Below are 17478 nucleotides of genomic sequence, written 5' to 3'. Positions count from 1 at the left end.
GCCTCATTCGGTGATGGTCGGCGGGACCTCTTCCCCTTCGGAAGTGTCCGGTCCCGGTTCTGCGGTGTGCTCCGGGATCGCGGAACGGCCCTCCGGCCGCGCGGCCTCGGGGTCCAGGAGGTCGCAGACGACGGTGAGGAGCTGATCCACGTCCACCGGTTTCGGTACGTAGTCGTTGGCGCCCCGCGCGATGGACTTCTCCCGGTCTCCCGGCATGGCCTTCGCGGTCAGCGCGACGATGGGCAGATGCGCCCAGCGCGGGGTGCGGCGGATGGCGGAGATCGTCTCATATCCGTCCATCTCCGGCATCATGATGTCCATCAGGACGAGTTCGACGTCCGGTGTGCGCTCCAGAGTCTCGATGCCCTCGCGGCCGTTCTCCGCGTACAGCACCGGCATGCCGACCCGGCCCAGCACATGGGTCAGCGCGAAGACGTTGCGGATGTCGTCGTCCACGATCAGCACCCGCCGGCCCGGCAGCACCTGGCCCGCCCGGCCCGTCTGCCACGCCTCCAGCTTGGTCGGCGTCGGCCATGAGTCGTCGGCGTCGTGGGCGGCCGCGTACGGCTCGGTCGACAGCTGCTCCGGCACCGGCAGCGGCCGGTCCTCGGGCACCGGCCCCGTCGCCGCGTGACCGGGGCTGACGACCGGGACGTACAGCGTGAAGGTCGAACCCTTGCCCGGTTCACTCTCGGCGACGATACGGCCGCCCAGCAGGCCCGCGATCTCGCGGCTGATGGACAGGCCGAGCCCCGTGCCGCCGTACTTGCGGTTGGTGGTGCCGTCGGCCTGCTGGAACGCCTCGAAGATCACCGGGAGTTTCTCCGCCGCGATCCCGATGCCGGTGTCGGAGACCGCGAAGGCGATCACCTCGTCGCTCTCACGGACTCCCCCACTCTCGACTTCGCTCGAGCGGGGGGACCCCCATTGGCGCTCGGGGTCCTTCAGCCGGCCCACCCGCAGCTCGACCCGGCCCGTCGCGGTGAACTTGATCGCGTTGGACAGGAGGTTGCGCAGGATCTGCTGGAGGCGCTGCTCGTCGGAGTACATCTCCCGCGGCACGTCCTCGCCGACCGACACCTCGAAGGAGAGCCCGCGGTCCAGGGTGAGCGGGCGGAACGTGGCGTGGACGTAGTCGAGGAGTTTGATCAGCGGCAGCTTCTTCGGGCGTACGTCCATCCGGCCCGCCTCGATCTTCGACAGGTCCAGGATGTCGTTGATCAGCTGGAGCAGGTCCGAGCCCGAGCGGTGGATCGTCGTCGCGAACTGGACCTCCTGGTCGGAGAGATGGCCGTCCGGGTTGTCGGAGAGCAGTCGGGCCAGGATCAGCAGGGAGTTCAGCGGGGTGCGCAGCTCGTGCGACATGTTCGCCAGGAACTCCGACTTGTACTGCGAGCTGGTGGCCAGCAGTGCCGCCTTCTCCTCCAGCTCCGCGTTCGAGCGCTGCAACTCCGCCTGCTGCATCTGCAGTTCGTCGGAGCGCTCCTGGAGCTGCATGGCCAGGCGCTGGGACTCACCGAGCAGGGACTCCGTACGGGAGTTGGCGATGATCGTGTTGATCGCGACGGCGATGGTGTTCACGAACTGGTCGAAGAAGGCGAGGTGGACGTCGGAGAAGCGGGAGAAGGACGCCAGCTCGATCACTCCGAGGAGCTTGTCCTCGAAGAGGATCGGGATGATGACGACGCTGGTCGGGGCCGCCTCACCGAGGCCGCTGTTGATCTTGATGTAGTCCGGCGGGGCCTCCTCGACGAGGATCCGCTTCTTCTCGCGGGCCGCCTGCCGGACCAGCCCGTGCACCGGGAGCCCTCCGGTCTCGATGGTCGTGCCCTGGGCCGAGCCGTACCCGGCGATGAACGCGAGCCCCTTCGTCGGCACGGTGGTCCGCAACGCCGCGCTCTCCTCGTCCGGGTCGGCCAGGAAGAACGCGCCGTACTGGGCGTTCACCAGCGGCGTCAGCTCGCGCAGCAGCAGGTCGGCGACCTCCATCAGGTCCCGGTGGCCCTGCATCAGGGCGGCGAGCCGGGCGAGGTTGGATTCCAGCCAGTCCTTGGCGCGGGTCGTCTCGCGCAGGTTGGCCACCATCAGGTTGATGTTGTCCTTCAGCTCGGCCACCTCGCCGCGCGCCTCGACGGTGATCGAGCGGGACATGTCGCCCTGCGCCACGGCGGAGGCGACCTCGGCGATCGCGCGGACCTGGGTGGTCAGGTTGAGGGCGAGTTCGTTGACGTTGGTCGTCAGCCGCTTCCAGGTGCCGTACACGCCCTCGACCCGGGCCTGGCCGCCGAGCTGGCCCTCGGAGCCGACCTCGCGGGCCACGCGGGTGACCTCGGACGAGAAGGAGGACAGGGTGTCGACCATCGTGTTGATGGTGGTCTTGAGCTCCAGGATCTCGCCGCGCGCGTCCACGTCGATCTTCTTGGAGAGGTCGCCCTGGGCCACGGCGGTGGCGACCTGGGCGATGTTCCGCACCTGGGAGGTGAGGTTGTCGGCCATGTAGTTGACGTTGTCGGTCAGGTCCCGCCACACGCCGGAGACACCCAGCACCTGCGCCCGGCCGCCGAGCCGGCCGTCGGTGCCGACCTCGCGGGCCACGCGGGTGACCTCGTCGGCGAAGGCGCGCAGCTGCTGCACCATCGTGTTGACGGTGTCCTTCAGCTCCAGGATCTCGCCGCGTGCGTCGACGGTGATCTTCTTCGACAGGTCGCCGTTGGCCACGGCGGTGGTCACCTGGGCGATGTTGCGGACCTGCGAAGTCAGGTTCAGGGCCATGAAGTTGACGTTGTCGGTGAGGTCTTTCCAGACACCCGAGACGCCCCGCACCTGGGCCTGCCCGCCGAGGTTTCCCTCGGTGCCGACCTCGCGGGCGACGCGGGTGACCTCGTCGGCGAAGGCGGAGAGCTGGTCCACCATCGTGTTGATGGTCGACTTCAGTTCGAGGATCTCGCCCTTCGCCTCGACCGTGATCTTCTTGCCGAGGTCGCCCTGCGCCACGGCCGTGGACACGAGCGCGATGTTGCGGACCTGCGAAGTGAGGTTGTCCGCCATGAAGTTGACGTTGTCGGTGAGGTCTTTCCACACCCCCGAGACGCCCCGCACCTGGGCCCGGCCGCCGAGGTTTCCCTCGGTGCCGACCTCGCGGGCGACGCGGGTGACCTCGTCGGCGAAGGCGGAGAGCTGGTCCACCATCGTGTTGATGGTCGACTTCAGTTCGAGGATCTCGCCCTGGGCGTCCACCGTGATCTTCTGCGACAGGTCGCCGTTGGCCACGGCGGTGGTCACCTGGGCGATGTTGCGGACCTGCGAGGTCAGGTTCGACGCCATGAAGTTGACGTTGTCGGTGAGGTCTTTCCAGACACCCGAGACGCCCCGCACCTGGGCCCGGCCGCCCAACTGCCCCTCGGTACCCACCTCTCGGGCGACCCTCGTCACCTCGTCGGCGAAGGCGGAGAGCTGGTCCACCATCGTGTTCACGGTCAGCTTCAGTTCGAGCAGCTCACCGGTCGCCTCGACGGTGACCGTACGGGTCAGGTCACCGCGGGCCACGGCCGTCGTCACCGCCGCGATGTCGCGCACCTGGGCCGTCAGCCGGGACGCCATCGCATTGACGGCCTCGGTCACGTCCCGCCAACTGCCTGACAGACCAGTCACCTTGGCCCGTCCGCCGAGCCGGCCCTCGGTGCCGACCTCGCGGGCCACGCGGGTGACCTCGCCGGTGAACAGGGAGAGCTGGTCGACCATCTTGTTCACGGCCCGGCCCAGCCGGCGCAGGTCGCCGCGTAACTGACGGGTGCCGTCGTGCAGATCGACGCGCTGGGTGAGATCGCCGCCGGCCACCGCGTCCAGGACCCGCGTCGCGTTCGCCGCCGGGGCCACCAGAGCGTCCAGCAGATGGTTGACGTCGTTGACGCGGGTCGTCCAGTCGCCCTGACCCGGGCTGGCCGAAAGCCGCTCGTCGAGCCTGCCGTGCCGGATCAACTCCCGTTTGACGCGCTGCACTTCCGCGTTGAAGTGCGTACTGCGGTCCATGATCTGGTTGAAGACCGCCGTCAGCTCGGCCACCACGCCCTCATCGGTCTCCGGGAGCCGGCGGAAGTCCCCGTCCCGGGCCGCGGTCATCGCGGCGAGCAGCGGGCGCAGATCCGATGCTCGAATTTGACCGTCTTTCTGTCCTTCTTCGAGCACACGCGTAGCACTGTTCTCACTCATGGCGGCCCACTTCGGTAACTCGGTGCTTATGGGCGTGGCCAGTCTGTCACTCTGTCGGCGTCGACTGAGGCGTATTCGTCCGAACCGCTCGGGGAGCTGTACATGGGGGCCATTCCGGTGCAACGGGAGACCGTCACCCGTGCCTGTGATGCGCCTGCGCCCGAGAACGGGGGCGCGCAGGCCCGCACCGTCCTCCCCGGCAGCCCGCTCTCCCCGGGCTCCGCCCGCACCCTCGTGCGCGCCGCCCTCACCGACTGGGCCGCCTCCGGACTCCCCGGCACCGAGCACATCGGCGAGCGGCTCCTCGACGACGCCGTGGTGGCCGTCAGCGAACTCGTCACCAACGCCGTCGTGCACGCCGGCACCGAGGTCGAGCTCAGCTGCCGCCTCGAGGAGGACGGCGCCCTGCTCGTCGAGGTCCTGGACCACCACCCCTCGCGCGCCCCGCGCAACGGCGAGCCGGAGGCGCCGTACGAGACACCGGAGTACGGGCGCGGGCTGCGGCTGGTGTCCCGGCTCGCGGAGTCCTGGGGCGTCACCTATCGCACCGGCGCCAAGACCGTGTGGGCGCGGCTGCCCGCCGAGGACCCCGTGGCCGCCAAGGACGACATCGAGGCGTACGCCGAGGAGCGCGCGCTGGAGCGAGGGCTGCGGGTCGCCGAGATCCTCGCCCCCGAGCCTCCCCCGCTCTCGAATCCGCTCGAGCGGGGGTACCCCCATCGCGCGGAACGGGACCGGGAGTGGCTCAACCGGGGCGCCCTGTCCTTCCTCGCCGAGGCCTCCGACCTGCTCGCCGGACAGCTCGACGAGAACCTCGTCGCCGCGCTCGCCGGCCAGCTGATCGTGCCCCGGCTGGCGGACTGGTGCGCGGTCTGGCTGGAGGACGAGGTCGCCGGGCGCTGGGGATACGCCCGCTCAGGCGACGCGGACAGCGGCGGCGGCTGGGCCGTGGACGGCATCGCCGGCACCGGGCCCCGGCTCGCCCGGGTCTGGCACTCCTCCGAGAACCTCATCGAGGAACTGCGCCGCGCCCTGGAGAAGGAGCCGCCGCTGCCGCCCGACAACCACCGCACCGGACCCGTCCCCTATCCCTGGCCCGGCGACGCGCTCGACCGGCGCCAGGCGCACGGCACCGCGCTGGCGTACCGGCTGATCGCCGGCGGCCATCCGCTGGGCACGCTGGTCATCGGGCGGGCCGACCTCGTGCGCTTCCCCGACGAGGTCACGGGTCTGGTGGAGGACCTCAGCCGCCGGGTCGCCCTCGCCATCGGCGCGGCCCGCCAGTACGCCCGGCAGGCCACCATCAGCCGGGTCCTGCAGCGCGGACTGCTGCCCGGTGCCGTGGCGGAGATCCCGGGTGTGGCCAGCGCGCTGGTGTACGAGCCGTGCGACAAGGGCGGTCCGAGCGGCGACTTCTACGACCTCTTCCCGGCCCGCGACGGCCGCTGGTGCTTCGCCATCGGCGACGTCCAGGGCAAGGGCCCCGAGGCGGCCGTGGTGATCGGCATCGCACGGCCCTGGCTGCGGCTCCTGGCCCGGGAGGGCTACCGCGTCTCCGACGTCCTGGACCGCCTCAACCAGCTCCTTCTCGACGACGCCACGGAGGCCGCCGACGCCGCCGCCCGCGCCCTCGTCGGCCCGGCCGCGCCCGGCGACGGCCCGCAGACCCGCTTCCTGTCCCTCCTCTACGGCGAGCTCACCCCCTTCGACGGCGGCATCCGCTGCACCCTCGCCTCCGCGGGCCACCCGCTGCCCCTCCTTCTCGGCGCGGACGGCGAGGTCCACACCGCGGCACAGCCACAGACCCTCCTCGGGGTCGTCGAGGACGCGACGTACACCAGCGAGACCTTCGAGCTGCGCTCCGGCGACACCCTGCTGTGCGTGACCGACGGGGTGACGGAGCGGCGCAGCGGCTCCCGCCAGTTCGACGACGGCGACGGCCTCGCGACCGCGCTCGCCGGGTGCGCGGGCCTGAACGCCCAGCTGATCGCGGAACGGATCCGCCGCCTTGTGCACGAGTTCGGCGGCCGCCCGCCCGAGGACGACCTGGCGCTGCTGGTGCTCCAGGCCGAGTAGGGGTTTCCGCGGCTCACGCGCGCGTGCTGGACAATGGAACCCATGCCCTCCGCACTTCCCGACGGCGAGCCCGTCCCCGACGACGGCACGCTCCCCGCGTCCGCCCTCGCCGGGTCCGCCGACCGTCCCCTCGGCTTCTATCTGCACGTCCCGTACTGCGCGACCCGCTGCGGCTACTGCGACTTCAACACCTACACCGCGACCGAGCTGCGCGGCACGGGCGGAGTCCTGGCGTCCCGCGACAACTACGCCGAGACCCTCGTCGACGAGATCCGCCTGGCCCGCAAGGTCCTCGGCGACGATCCGCGCGAGGTCCGCACGGTCTTCGTCGGCGGCGGTACGCCCACCCTGCTCGCCGCCGGTGATCTCGTACGGATGCTGGGGGCGATCCGCGACGAGTTCGGGCTGGCGCCCGACGCGGAGATCACCACGGAGGCCAACCCGGAGTCGGTGGACCCGGCCTATCTGGCCACCCTCCGCGAGGGCGGCTTCAACCGGATCTCCTTCGGCATGCAGAGCGCGAAGCAGCATGTGCTGCGCGTGCTGGACCGGACGCATACGCCGGGCCGGCCGGAGGCGTGCGTGGCGGAGGCACGGGCGGCCGGCTTCGAGCATGTGAACCTGGACCTGATCTACGGCACGCCGGGGGAGTCGGACGACGACTGGCGGGCCTCGCTGGAGGCCGCGATCGGCGCCGGTCCCGACCATGTCTCGGCGTACGCCCTGATCGTCGAGGAGGGCACCCAGCTGGCCCGCCGGATCCGCCGGGGCGAGGTCCCGATGACGGACGACGACGTCCACGCGGACCGGTACCTGATCGCGGAGTCGGTGCTGTCGGGGGCGGGCTTCGAGTGGTACGAGGTCTCGAACTGGGCGACCTCGGAAGCGGGACGCTGTCTGCACAACGAGCTGTACTGGCGGGGCGCCGACTGGTGGGGTGCGGGGCCCGGAGCCCACTCGCACGTCGGCGGGGTGCGCTGGTGGAACGTGAAGCATCCCGGCGCGTACGCGGGTGCGCTGGCGGCGGGGCGGTCGCCGGGGGCGGGGCGCGAGCTGCTGGCGGAGGAGGACCGGCGGGTCGAGCGGATCCTGCTGGAGCTGCGGTTGCGGGAGGGGGTCCCGCTGGGGCTGCTGCGGGAGGCCGGCCGCGCGGCTGCTCAGCGGGCGTTGACGGAAGGGCTGCTGGAGCAGGGGCCGTATGACGAAGGGCGGGCGGTGCTGACGCTGCGAGGGCGGTTGCTGGCGGACGCGGTGGTCAGGGACTTGGTGGACTGATCACTCGGGTGAGTGAAACGGCGCCGCGGGCCGGTCGGGTTCGGCGCCTTCACCGACGTCACGCCCCACCGCCGACCGTGACGAAGTCGATCAGTTCCTCCACCCGTCCCAGCAACTCCGGCTCCAGATCCTTGTAGGACCCCACCCGCTTCAGGATCGCCTGCCACACCGCCCCGGTGTTCTCCGACGGCCACCCCAGCGCCCGGCACACCCCCGTCTTCCAGTCCTGCCCGTGCGGCACCCGGGGCCACGCCTCGATGCCGAGGGCCGACGGCTTCACCGCCGCCCAGATGTCGATGTACGGGTGGCCCACCACCAGGGCGTGCTCGCTGGTCACCGACTCGGCGATGCGCCACTCCTTCGTGCCCGGCACCAAGTGATCCACCAGCACGCCCAGGCGGGCGTCCGGGCCCGGTGCGAAGTCCGCCACGACCGACGGCAGGTCGTCCACGCCCTCCAGGTACTCCACCACCACGCCCTCGACACGCAGGTCGTCGCCCCACACCTTCTCGACCAGCTCGGCGTCGTGCCGGCCCTCCACATAGATACGGCCGGCGCGGGCCACGCGCGCGCGTGCACCGGGGACGGCGACCGAACCGGAGGCCGTACGGGAGGGGCGTACCGGAGCCGGACCGGATGGGCGCACCAGCGTCACCACGCGTCCCTCCAGCAGGAACCCGCGCGGCTCCAGAGGGAACACCCGGTGCTTGCCGAAGCGGTCCTCCAGGGTCACCGTGCCCGCCTCGCAGCGGATCACCGCGCCGCAGAAGCCCGTACCGGGCTCCTCGACCACCAGGCCGGGATCCGCCGGGACCTCAGGGACGGACCCGGGCTTCTTCCAGGGCGGGGTCAGGTCCGGGGAGTACGAACGAGGGCGCGGGCCCGGAGGGCCCTCGTTGGAAGGGCGGTGGCGGGAGACGGGTGGGCGCATTCGGGTGACGATAGGAGAAGCGCGCCCCGCCCGTCCCGCGGATCACTGCGACACGCCGAATCTGGAGGCGAGCTCGTCGCGCTGGCGTCGTACGAACTCCGCGTCGACCACCGCTCCGTGACCGGGCACGTACAGCGCGTTCTCGCCGCCCAGGGACAGCAGCCGGTCCAGGGCGGCCGGCCAGTGCGACGGCACCGCGTCGGAACCGGCCTGGGGTTCGCCGGACTCCTCCACCAGATCGCCGCAGAAGACCACCTCCCGGTCGGCGGAGGACTCGCCCGGCACCAGCACCACCAGGTCGTGGGCCGTGTGCGCGGGGCCCACGTTCGCCAGCAGGACCCGGCGGCCGCCGCCCAGATCGAGCGTCCACTCGCCGCTGACCTGGTGGTGGGGGCGGATCAGCGCGTCCACCGCCTCCTCCGCCGCGGCCGGATCGAGACCGTGGGTCACCGCGTCGTCGCGCAGCTCCTCGCGTGCCTGCCGCCCGTCGAGCACCGTGTCCATGCCGACCGGGCCGTAGACCTCCGTGCCGGCGAACGCCGCCGCACCGAAGACATGGTCGAAGTGGGGATGGGTCAGCGCGAGATGAGTCACACGGTGACCGGCGAGCCACTGCGCCTGCGTACGCAACCGCACGCCCTCCGCGAGGCTCGAACCGGCGTCGACGATCAGCGCCGTGCCGTCCCCCACGACCAGCCCCGCCGTGCAGTCCCACTCCGGAAGCCGGCACCGGCCCACCCCGGACGCCAGCCGCTCCCATCCCAGCTCTTCCCAAGTCACCGTCATGCGGCGACGCTAGCGGGGACACCCGTGTCGAGCACGGCGGACCTGGCCCGGCCTTGCCCGGGGTGTACCCCACCGCCGTACACTGGCCGGGGACGGCTGGCACTCGGATGGACAGAGTGCCAGGAAAGATGCCAAGGGGAACGACTTCTGGAGGTGTGCGCGAAGATGCTGAGTGAACGCAGGCTCCAGGTGCTGCGCGCCATCGTCCAGGACTACGTCGGGACGGAGGAGCCGGTCGGCTCCAAGGCGCTCACCGAGCGGCACAACCTCGGCGTCTCCCCGGCGACCGTCCGCAACGACATGGCGGCCCTGGAGGACGAGGGCTTCATCGCCCAGCCGCACACCAGCGCCGGGCGCATCCCGACCGACAAGGGCTACCGGCTGTTCGTCGACAAGCTCGCCGGCGTCAAGCCGATGACCCCGCCCGAGCGGCGCGCCATCCAGAACTTCCTGGACGGCGCCGTCGATCTCGACGACGTGGTGGCGCGGACCGTACGGCTGCTCGCGCAGCTCACCCGGCAGGTCGCCGTCGTGCAGTACCCGTCGCTGACCCGGTCCACCGTCCGGCACGTCGAGCTGCTCTCGCTCGCGCCGGCGCGGGTGATGCTCGTGCTGATCACGGACACCGGCCGGGTCGAGCAGCGGATGGTCGACTGCCCGGCGCCGTTCGGCGAGGCCTCGCTCGCGGATCTGCGGGCGCGGCTGAACAGCAAGGTCGCGGGGCGTCGCTTCACGGATGTGCCCAGGCTCGTCGAGGACCTCCCCGAGGCCTTCGACCTGGAGGACCGCGGCACCGTCTCGACCGTGCTCTCCACGCTTCTGGAGACACTCGTCGAGGAGAACGAGGAGCGGCTGATGATCGGCGGCACCGCCAATCTCACCCGCTTCGGACATGACTTCCCCCTCACCATCCGGCCGGTCCTGGAAGCCCTGGAGGAGCAGGTCGTCCTCCTCAAGTTGCTTGGCGAGGCCGGGGATTCGGGCATGACCGTGCGGATCGGGCACGAGAACGCCTATGAGGGACTCAACTCCACTTCCGTGGTCTCGGTGGGCTACGGTTCGGGCGGCGAGGCAGTCGCCAAGCTCGGCGTGGTCGGACCGACCCGCATGGATTACCCGGGAACGATGGGAGCGGTACGCGCAGTGGCACGTTACGTCGGACAGATCCTGGCGGAGTCGTAAGTGGCCACGGACTACTACGCCGTGCTCGGCGTGCGTCGCGACGCGTCGCAGGAAGAGATCAAGAAGGCCTTCCGGCGGCTCGCCCGCGAGCTGCACCCGGATGTCAACCCGGATCCGAAGACCCAGGAGCGGTTCAAGGAGATCAACGCCGCTTACGAGGTGCTGTCGGACCCGCAGAAGAAGCAGGTCTACGACCTCGGCGGCGACCCGCTGTCCCAGGCGGGCGGCGCGGGCGCGGGCGGCTTCGGCGCCGGTGGCTTCGGCAACTTCTCGGACATCATGGACGCGTTCTTCGGTACGGCGTCCCAGCGCGGCCCGCGCTCGCGCACCCGGCGCGGCCAGGACGCGATGATCCGTCTTGAGGTCGAGCTCGACGAGGCGGCCTTCGGCACGACGAAGGACATCCAGGTCGACACGGCCGTCGTCTGCAACACCTGCAACGGCGAGGGCGCGGCGCCGGGGACCTCGGCCCAGACATGTGACATGTGCCGCGGGCGCGGTGAGGTGTCGCAGGTGACGCGGTCCTTCCTGGGCCAGGTCATGACCTCGCGGCCGTGTCCGCAGTGCCAGGGCTTCGGCACCGTGGTGCCGACGCCGTGCCCCGAGTGCGCGGGTGACGGCCGGGTCCGGTCCCGGCGCACCCTGACGGTCAAGATCCCGGCCGGTGTGGACAACGGCACGCGGATCCAGCTCGCCGGTGAGGGCGAGGTCGGACCCGGTGGCGGTCCCGCCGGTGACCTCTACGTCGAGATCCATGAACTCCCGCACTCGACCTTCCAGCGGCGCGGCGACGACCTGCACTGCACGGTGACCATCCCGATGACGGCGGCGGCCCTCGGCACGAAGGTGCCGCTGGAGACGCTGGACGGCATGGAGGAGGTCGACATCCGGCCCGGCACCCAGTCCGGCCAGTCGATCCCGCTGCACGGCCGCGGTGTCACGCATCTGCGCGGCGGTGGGCGCGGTGACCTCATCGTGCACGTCGAGGTCCAGACGCCGACGAAGCTGGATCCGGAGCAGGAGCGACTGCTGCGCGAGCTGGCCAAGCTACGGGGCGAGGAGCGTCCCCAGGGGCAGTTCCAGCCGGGTCAGCAGGGATTGTTCTCACGGTTGAAGGACGCCTTCAACGGGCGCTGACGACCGTGGGAAAGTCACGGTCCAGGGCAAGGGGAAGGGCCGATTCGGACTTGTTCGGGGGACGTGACAACATGCCGTCATGTCCTCCGCGCTGACCGATCTTTTCCCCCATCCGATCGTGCAGGCCCCCATGGCGGGCGGCGTCTCCGTGCCGCACCTCGCCGCCGCCGTGTCCGAGGCCGGTGGGCTGGGGTTTCTCGCAGCCGGGTACAAAACCGCCGACGGGATGTACCAGGAGATCAAGCAGCTGCGCGGGCTGACCCAGCGTCCCTTCGGCGTCAACCTGTTCATGCCGCAGCCCGACCACGCGGACGCCGCGGCCGTGGACGTCTACGGTCATCAGCTCGCCGGTGAGGCCGCCTGGTACGAGGTCGAGCTGGGGGACCCGGACAGCGGCCGCGACGACGGCTACGACGCCAAGCTCGCCGTGCTGCTGGACAACCCGGTGCCCGTCGTCTCCTTCCACTTCGGCGTGCCCGGCGCGGACGTACTGGAGTCGCTGCGCCGCGCCGGCACCGTCACCCTCGTCACCGCCACCACCCCGGACGAGGCCCTCGCCGTGCAGCGGGCCGGGGCCGACGCCGTGATCGTGCAGGGCGTCGAGGCCGGCGGCCACCAGGGCACCCATCGCGACAACCCCGAGACCGACGGCACCGGAATAGGGCTGCTGTCGCTCATCGCCCAGGTCCGCGAGACCGTGAGCCTGCCGTTGGTCGCGGCCGGTGGCATCATGCGAGGCAGCCAGATCGCCGCCGCCCTCGCGGCCGGCGCCAGTGCCGCGCAGCTCGGCACCGCCTTCCTGGTCACCCCGGAGTCCGGCGCGAACGCCCTGCACAAGCAGGCGCTGACCAACCCCCTGTTCGTCCGCACCGAGTTGACGCGCGCGTTCTCCGGACGGCCCGCGCGCGGCCTGGTCAACCGCTTCATGCGCGAGCACGGCCCGTACGCCCCCGCCGCCTACCCCGAGGTCCACCACCTCACCTCGCCGCTGCGCAAGAAGGCCGCCGCGACCGGCGACCCGCAGGGCATGGCGCTGTGGGCCGGGCAGGGACACCGCATGGCCCGCGAACTCGCCGCCGGGCGGCTGGTGGAGGTGCTGGTCGCGGAGTTGGACGCGGCGTCGACAGCGTTGTCGGTCTTCCCGAAGGGCGGTACGGCCGGATGACCGCGCCGGTGTTCGTCGTAGAGTCGCTGGAGCGGGCCGGCGGCGCCGAGTTCGTGCTCGACGGGCCCGAGGGCCGGCACGCGGTGTCGGTGAAGCGGCTGCGGGCCGGCGAGGACGTCGTCCTCACCGACGGGCACGGCCGCTGGGCCGAGGGCGTCGTCAAGGCGGCCGAAGGCAAGGACCGCCTCGTGCTGGAACTCGGTGCCGTGGCCGAGGAGGCCCCCGAGCGGCCCCGGATCACCGTCGTCCAAGCCCTGCCCAAGGGCGACCGCGGTGAACTCGCCGTGGAGACCATGACCGAGACCGGCGTCGACGCGATCGTGCCGTGGGCGGCGTCCCGGTGCATCACGCAGTGGAAGGGCGAGCGGGGCGTCAAGGCGCTCGGCAAATGGCGGGCCACCGCCCGCGAGGCCGGCAAGCAGTCCCGCCGGGTGCGTTTCCCCGAGGTCGCGGACGCGGCGACGACCAAGCAGGTCGCGGCGCTGCTCGCGGCGGCCGACTTCTCCGCCGTACTGCACGAGGACCGCGACTACGGCAGCGAGCCGCTCGCGACCGCCGAACTGCCCGCCGAGGGTGAGATCGTGCTCGTCGTCGGGCCCGAAGGCGGAGTGTCCCCGGAGGAGTTGGCCCTCTTCGAGGAGGCGGGGGCGAAGGCGTACCGTCTGGGCCGTACCGTCCTGCGCACCTCCACCGCCGGAACAGCGGCGACGGCCCTGCTCCTCGGCCGCACCGGCCGCTGGTCCTGACATCGGCCACGCGCTCGGCACGGTGACGTGACCGATCCGTTCGTGGCCGTATGCGCTCTACCGCGTCGGCCGGGACAGTGGCAGGCTCGCCTCCCATGGGGGCATTCAGTTGGGTTCGGAGTCGCGTGGACCGGCGTGCGGGGCGCCGCGGGCGCGGGGCGCGGGTGGCGGGTGCCACCGGGCTCGCCGTGATCGCGGTCGGCGGGCTGGGCGCCTGTGACCCGGGCGGACTGAGCAGCGCGACCGTCGCGTTCACCACCGACCAGACCGTGACCGCGGAACTGGAACGGCAGAAGGCCGATGTGCAGTGGCTCAACTGCACCGGCTCCTACGACGGCGGCAACAACGCCTCCGGTCCCTCGGCGAGCGAGAACACCGTGGTCAAGGTCGACTGCGAGGGCGAGACCGGCGACGGCAAGGACATCGTCGTCACCGGCCGGATCACCCGGGCCGTCAGCGGCGCCTGTGTGCGCGGGGACCTCGTCGCCAAGATCGACGGCAAGGAGTGGTTCCATGTGAACGGGCTGGGCAACTGCAACGCCACGCCCTCGCCCGTGAACCCCGGCGGCGGACAGCAGCCCGGACCCACCGTCACGGTCACCGTCACCAAGACCGTCTACTGCAAGCAGCACCCGAACTGCTGGCCGGAGGGCAAGTGACCGCGTCACCCGGGCGGCGCGGGCAAGTGATCCAAAGGGCTGTTCGCGCACGCCGCGCCTGCTTAGGGTGATCGGGTGACACAGTCCGCGACGTCTGCCCCGGCTTCGGTCCCCCACCCCTGGGCCGCGTATCTGCGGTATCCGCATCTGCGCGGCGACCTGGTCGCCTTCACCGCCGAGGACGACGTATGGCTCGCCCCCCTCGACGGCGGCCGCGCCTGGCGGGTCAGCGCCGACAACGTGCCGGTCACCCGGCCGCGCATCTCGCCCGACGGCACGACCGTCGCCTGGACCTCCACCCGCGACGGCGCCCCCGAGGTACACATCGCGCCGGTCGACGGTGGCCCCGCCAAGCGCCTTACGCACTGGGGCAGTTGGCAGACCCGGGTGCGCGGCTGGACCCCGGACGGCCGGGTCCTCGCGATCAGCACACAGGGCCAGGCCGGCAGCCGCCGCACCTGGGCCCACACCGTCCCGCTCGACGGCGGCCCCGCGACCACCCTGCCCTACGGCCCCGTCGGCGACGTCGTGCACGGACCGCACCTGGTGCTCGCCTCCGCGCCGATGGGACTGGAGGCCGCCCGGTGGAAGCGCTACCGGGGCGGTACGGCGGGCAAGCTGTGGATCGACCGGGAGGGCGAGGGCGACTTCGTACGGCTCCACGAGGAACTGGACGGGAACCTCGAGGACCCCGTGTGGGTGGGGGACCGGATCGCCTTCCTCTCCGACCACGAGGGCGTCGGGGCCCTGCACTCCTCCCTCGCCGACGGCTCCGACCTGCGCAGGCACACGCCCCTCGACGGCTTCTACGCCCGGCACGCCGCGAGCGACGGCACCCGCGTCGTGTACGCGTCCGCCGGTGAACTCTGGCTGCTGGACGACCTCGACGGGGCCGAGCCGCGCCGGCTGGACATCCGGCTCGGCGGCCAGCGCACCGACCGGCAGCCCTACCCGCTGAACGCCGCCCGCTCCTTCGGGGAGGCCGCGCCCGACCACACCGCGCGCGGCAGCGCCGTGTGTGTCCGCGGCACCGTGCACTGGGTCACCCATCGTTCCGGCCCCGCCCGCGCGCTGGCCGCCGAGCCCGGCGTACGGGCCAGGCTGCCGCGCACCTTCCGCGCGGAGGGCGAGGAGTGGGTGGTGTGGGTGACGGACGCCGAGGGCGACGACGCGCTGGAGTTCGCCCCCGCGACCGGGCCGGCGCCCGGGGCCACCCCGCGCAGACTGGCCGCCGGACAGCTCGGGCGGGTGCTGGAGCTGGCCATGGCACCCGACGGGAGCCGGGCGGCGGTCGCCGCGCACGACGGCCGGGTGCTGCTCGTCGAGCGGGAGAGCGGCGAGGTCCGCGAGGTCGACCGCAGCGTGGACGGCGACGTGGCCGGGCTGGTGTTCTCGCCCGACTCGGCCTGGCTCGCCTGGTCGCACCCCGGCCCGCGCCCGCTGGCCCAGCTCAAACTCGCCAACACCACCGACCTGTCGGTCTCCGAGGCGACCCCGCTGCGCTTCCAGGACTACGCGCCCGCGTTCACCCAGGACGGCAAGCACCTGGTGTTCCTGTCGACGCGCGCCTTCGACCCGGTCTACGACGAGCACGTTTTCGACCTGGCTTTCGTGGTCGGCTCCCGCCCGCACCTGATCACGCTGGCGGCCACCACCCCGTCCCCCTTCGGCCCGCAGCGGCACGGGCGTCCCTTCGACGCGCCCGACAAGGAGGAGACCCCCGACAGCGAGGGCACCCCCACCACCCGCATCGACCTCGAAGGGCTCGCCGACCGGATCGTGCCGTTCCCCGTCGAGGCCGCCCGCTACACCCACCTGCGCGCCGCGAAGGACGGCGTGCTGTGGCTGCGCCACCCCGTGCGGGGCGCGCTCGGCGCCTCCCGTGCCACGCCCGACGACCCCGAGCCCAAGACCGAGCTGGAGCGCTACGACCTCCTGCAGCGGCGCGTGGAGCATCTCGCCGACGACGCCGACGACTTCGAGGTCAGCGGCGACGGCAAGCGGGTCCTGCTGTGGACCGACGGCAGGCTCAAGGTCGTACCGAGCGACCGTCGTGCCTCGGGCGACGAGGACAGTGACTCGAACATCACCGTGGACCTGACCCGCGTACGGCAGCGGGTCGACCCGGCGGCCGAGTGGCGGCAGATGTTCGACGAGGCCGGCCGCATCATGCGGGACCACTTCTGGCGGCCCGACATGAGCGGCGTGGACTGGCCGGGCGTCCTGGACCGCTACCGCCCCCTCCTCGACCGCGTCGCCACCCATGACGACCTGGTCGACCTGCTGTGGGAGGTGCAGGGCGAGCTGGGCACGTCGCACGCCTACGTCTCGCCACGCGGCGGATACGGCGGCGGGGCCCGCCAGGGTCTGCTCGGCGCCGACATCTCCCTTCACGGCGACGGGAGTTGGCGCATCGACCGGATCCTGCCGTCGGAGACCTCCGACCCCGAGGCGCGGGCGCCGCTGGCCGCCCCCGGCGTCGCGGTGCGGGCCGGCGACGCGATCGTCGCGGTGGCCGGGGTGCCCGTGGACCCGGTGACCGGGCCCGGACCGCTGCTCGTCGGCACGGCGGGCAAGGCGGTGGAGCTGGCGATCTCACCGGCCGGCGGCGGGGACGTACGGCACGCCGTCGTGGTGCCCATCGCGGACGAACAGCCGCTGCGCTACCACGCGTGGGTCGCCGACCGGCGGGCGTACGTCCACGAGAGGTCCGGCGGCCGGCTCGGCTACCTCCACGTCCCGGACATGCAGGCGCCGGGCTGGGCCCAGATCCACCGGGACCTGCGGGTCGAGGTGGCCCGGGAGGGGCTCGTCGTGGACGTCAGGGAGAACGGCGGCGGGCACACCTCCCAGCTGGTCGTGGAGAAGCTGGCCCGGCGGATCGTCGGCTGGGAACTGCCGCGCGGGATGCGGCCGTACAGCTATCCGCAGGACGCGCCCCGGGGACCCGTGGTCGCGGTGGCCAACGAGTTCTCCGGGTCCGACGGGGACATCGTCAACGCGGCGATCAAGGCACTGGGCCTCGGCCCGGTCGTGGGCACCCGGACCTGGGGCGGGGTCATCGGCATCGACAGCCGCTACCGCCTGGTCGACGGCACCCTGATCACCCAGCCGAAGTACGCCATCTGGCTGGAGGGCCACGGCTGGGACGTCGAGAACCACGGCGTCGACCCGGACGTGGAGGTGCTCCAGCGCCCGCAGGACTGGGTGGCGGGCCGGGACGCCCAACTGGACGAGGCGATCCGCCTGGCGCTGGAGGGGCTGGAGGAACGGCCGGCAAGAACGCCGCCGAGTCTGCCCACGTAGGGGCGC

General features: G+C 72.0%; 11 protein-coding genes. 8 read left to right on the top strand and 3 right to left on the bottom strand.

The window, feature by feature from the left end; all coding sequences use genetic code 11:
• Nucleotides 1-3 precede the first annotated feature (3 nt).
• Nucleotides 4-4209: a HAMP domain-containing protein gene (locus ACFPQ9_RS24505; protein ID WP_380857058.1), complete on the bottom strand. Its 4206-nt coding sequence runs from the start codon at nucleotides 4207-4209 to the stop codon at nucleotides 4-6.
• Between the two features lie 102 nt (nucleotides 4210-4311).
• On the opposite strand from ACFPQ9_RS24505, the gene ACFPQ9_RS24500 reads away from it, so the two are divergent.
• Both ACFPQ9_RS24500 and hemW read left to right on the top strand, forming a co-directional pair.
• Nucleotides 4312-6285: a SpoIIE family protein phosphatase gene (locus tag ACFPQ9_RS24500; protein WP_380857055.1), complete on the top strand. Its 1974-nt coding sequence runs from the start codon at nucleotides 4312-4314 to the stop codon at nucleotides 6283-6285.
• 42 nt (nucleotides 6286-6327) lie between these two features.
• Nucleotides 6328-7560, top strand: a complete 1233-nt coding sequence (hemW, locus tag ACFPQ9_RS24495; protein ID WP_380857052.1) for a radical SAM family heme chaperone HemW — start codon at nucleotides 6328-6330, stop codon at nucleotides 7558-7560.
• Between the two features lie 58 nt (nucleotides 7561-7618).
• On the opposite strand, the gene ACFPQ9_RS24490 is transcribed toward hemW, so the two are convergent.
• Together ACFPQ9_RS24490 and ACFPQ9_RS24485 are read right to left on the bottom strand one after the other, a co-directional pair.
• A complete protein-coding gene (locus ACFPQ9_RS24490; RefSeq protein ID WP_380857049.1) occupies nucleotides 7619-8491 on the bottom strand; it encodes a DUF3097 domain-containing protein in 873 nt (290 codons plus the stop codon).
• 42 nt (nucleotides 8492-8533) lie between these two features.
• On the bottom strand, nucleotides 8534-9277 hold the full coding sequence (locus ACFPQ9_RS24485; protein ID WP_380857046.1) for an MBL fold metallo-hydrolase: 744 nt from the start codon (nucleotides 9275-9277) through the stop codon (nucleotides 8534-8536).
• Nucleotides 9278-9442: 165 nt separating this feature from the next.
• On the opposite strand from ACFPQ9_RS24485, the gene hrcA reads away from it, so the two are divergent.
• The 6 genes from hrcA (at nucleotide 9443) to ACFPQ9_RS24455 (ending at nucleotide 17472) form a co-directional block, all read left to right on the top strand.
• Nucleotides 9443-10459: a heat-inducible transcriptional repressor HrcA gene (gene hrcA, locus ACFPQ9_RS24480; RefSeq protein WP_380857043.1), complete on the top strand. Its 1017-nt coding sequence runs from the start codon at nucleotides 9443-9445 to the stop codon at nucleotides 10457-10459.
• Entirely contained in the window at nucleotides 10460-11596 is a 1137-nt protein-coding gene (gene dnaJ, locus ACFPQ9_RS24475) for a molecular chaperone DnaJ (protein WP_380857040.1), read from the top strand. It begins immediately after the preceding gene.
• A 79-nt stretch (nucleotides 11597-11675) separates the two neighbouring features.
• Nucleotides 11676-12761, top strand: a complete 1086-nt coding sequence (locus ACFPQ9_RS24470; RefSeq protein ID WP_380857037.1) for a nitronate monooxygenase — start codon at nucleotides 11676-11678, stop codon at nucleotides 12759-12761.
• Nucleotides 12758-13507, top strand: coding sequence for a 16S rRNA (uracil(1498)-N(3))-methyltransferase (locus ACFPQ9_RS24465; RefSeq protein WP_380857034.1), 750 nt, complete (start codon nucleotides 12758-12760; stop codon nucleotides 13505-13507). Before ACFPQ9_RS24470 ends, ACFPQ9_RS24465 begins: the two co-directional genes overlap by 4 nt.
• A gap of 164 nt (nucleotides 13508-13671) precedes the next feature.
• Nucleotides 13672-14166, top strand: a complete 495-nt coding sequence (locus ACFPQ9_RS24460) for a hypothetical protein (RefSeq protein WP_380858647.1) — start codon at nucleotides 13672-13674, stop codon at nucleotides 14164-14166.
• 75 nt (nucleotides 14167-14241) lie between these two features.
• A complete protein-coding gene (locus ACFPQ9_RS24455) occupies nucleotides 14242-17472 on the top strand; it encodes a S41 family peptidase (protein ID WP_380857031.1) in 3231 nt (1076 codons plus the stop codon).
• Nucleotides 17473-17478 lie beyond the last annotated feature (6 nt).

Origin of the sequence: Streptomyces coerulescens (assembly GCF_042657965.1) — a bacterium.
GTDB classification, from domain to species: Bacteria; Actinomycetota; Actinomycetes; order Streptomycetales; family Streptomycetaceae; genus Streptomyces; species Streptomyces coerulescens.
This window is presented reverse-complemented; position numbering and strand designations above follow the sequence as displayed.